Source organism: Acinetobacter sp. AB03 (assembly GCF_058107045.1).
Genome location: NZ_JBUEBA010000028.1, coordinates 1 through 1,878, shown reverse-complemented (window position 1 = coordinate 1,878; position 1,878 = coordinate 1). Strand labels below are relative to the sequence as shown.

Genomic DNA, 1,878 nt, shown 5'->3' with positions numbered 1-1,878 from the left:
TATTTCTACCGGCTTATTTCGATTCAATTTATTCTTGTAGTATTCCGTCCAAAGAATGGCTCTTTCCGGACAAATCGCTCGAATGGCATTATTAACTGAGTTTTTTAGGATTTCAATGCGATCGCTCATATTACCTTCTCCGCCCGCTTAGCGGGCTGTGAAACTAAGATTAAATGACTATGAATTGACTATGACTATTAATATGAAGATAGGCCTACGAAGCTTAATCGCTGAGTGGCTCATGACTTATATTTCGGCTGAACCAAAGTAACCCTGCGGCCCCCGCTGTGGAGACAATCTCCAGAGCCAGTAAAAAATCTGCAGTGGCATTAGGCATACCATCAAGCAACAAACTTATTAATCGGCCAACAACCAGGCCGAAAGTGATTGAGAAACTCATCCAAAGTGCGGGTCGGCGCGCTGACGCGGCAATAGCACCCGTCAGCATGATTAAGGCAAAAGCTAGGTGCATTCCCCCATAGTTGGCTCGAATTTCATTCGTTGCGCTGATCGAAGTCGGCTGCAGTTCGATGGCAGTCATGGCTGCGACTGGGTCGTACAAGGTCTTTAAACCGATCAGTAGAAACGCAATGGCTGACATACTCAAAAAAAGTCGACTTAAAAAGATCATTTTACTTCCACCATCTTAGAGTCTGTTTTGGCCGTCTCGACTTCTTCAGCGGCCGTATTTCCTGTCTGTTTTCCGTCCATCTGTACGGTTGTCCAGGTATGAATAGGTGTATGACCTGAACGCTCCCACTCCGGTGGCTTCCAAAGATGCTTTAGCCGCTCGGAAAGCTTGCCGGGTGCCATCACGTCTCGAATCATATCGACAAGTTCATGCAGGTTCATTACAAACCAGTTATAGCTTTTGATCTGTTTTACGATGCCGTATTCGACCTTTTCTTTTTCTGCCTCATAGGTTGAAAAAATATGGTCGTAGATCATGATGACTCCGCCGAAGTTTTTATCAATATATTGTGGGTTACGTCCGTGGTGCACGCGGTGGTTAGACGGCGTATTTAGTGACCATTCCAACCACGGGTGCAACTTTGTAATGCTTTCGGTATGCACAAACCACTGGAATGCGAGGTTCAATCCTAATAAACCAAGAATTAGGTCGGGGCTAAAACCGATGAAAACAGCCGGTGCGAAGAATATCCAAGTGCCCACAATGCCATTAAGAATGCTTTGTCGCGCCGCCGTAGACATATTCATGATTTCGCCGCTGTGATGGGATACGTGTTGCGACCAAAACCAGCGCACTCTATGTGCTGTACGGTGATACCAGTAGTAACAAAATTCTTGAACAAAAAATGCCAGAATTATTGTGAGGGCATTCACAGGGATGGTATAGAGACGATGATCCCAGACGAAACTAAAAACAGCTGCGACATAAACTATGTTCATAACCGCACCGAAGACGTAGTAACCACCGCCTAACGAAAAGTTGGCAAAAACCTCGGGAATATAAAATGCCTGCCCTTTTGTGGCTGCCCAGTTTCCGCTTTTAATTCTTCGATAGAGCCACTCAACAAGAAAGCCCAAAACAAAAATAGGGACCATTGGAATCAGGATCATCTCATTGAGCGTAGGTTCACGCCCGAACAGATCGGTCAGGGTTTCGGTGATAAAACTAAACAACTGCATATGAACTCACTCCTTTTGCGCCGTTATTATTAATATTCAGCGATTTAAAAACTGCAGTAATTATGACTCTGTCTCTTGATTGCGTCTTGACCGGAACGTATAGTATTTGACATTTTCAGTCAGGCATAACGAATGACCGCTGCGATTCAAGTTTCTTCCCAGATATTAAATATTCTGCTGCGTTATATTATACATGCTCTACTTGAATTCGTCTACGACCAATCTCTC

At 44.5% G+C, this 1,878-nt stretch carries 2 protein-coding genes; both read right to left on the bottom strand.

Annotation, left to right across the window (positions count from 1 at the left end):
• Positions 1–223 precede the first annotated feature (223 nt).
• On the bottom strand, positions 224–631 hold the full coding sequence (locus tag ACY3FQ_RS17050; RefSeq protein ID WP_065262971.1) for a DUF4345 domain-containing protein: 408 nt from the start codon (positions 629–631) through the stop codon (positions 224–226).
• Positions 628–1,650 carry a sterol desaturase family protein gene (locus ACY3FQ_RS17045; RefSeq protein ID WP_083102098.1) on the bottom strand — a complete coding sequence of 341 codons (1,023 nt, stop codon included), beginning with the start codon at positions 1,648–1,650 and terminating at the stop codon, positions 628–630. The genes ACY3FQ_RS17050 and ACY3FQ_RS17045 overlap by 4 nt, the downstream gene beginning before the upstream one ends.
• Positions 1,651–1,878: the final 228 nt, after the last annotated feature.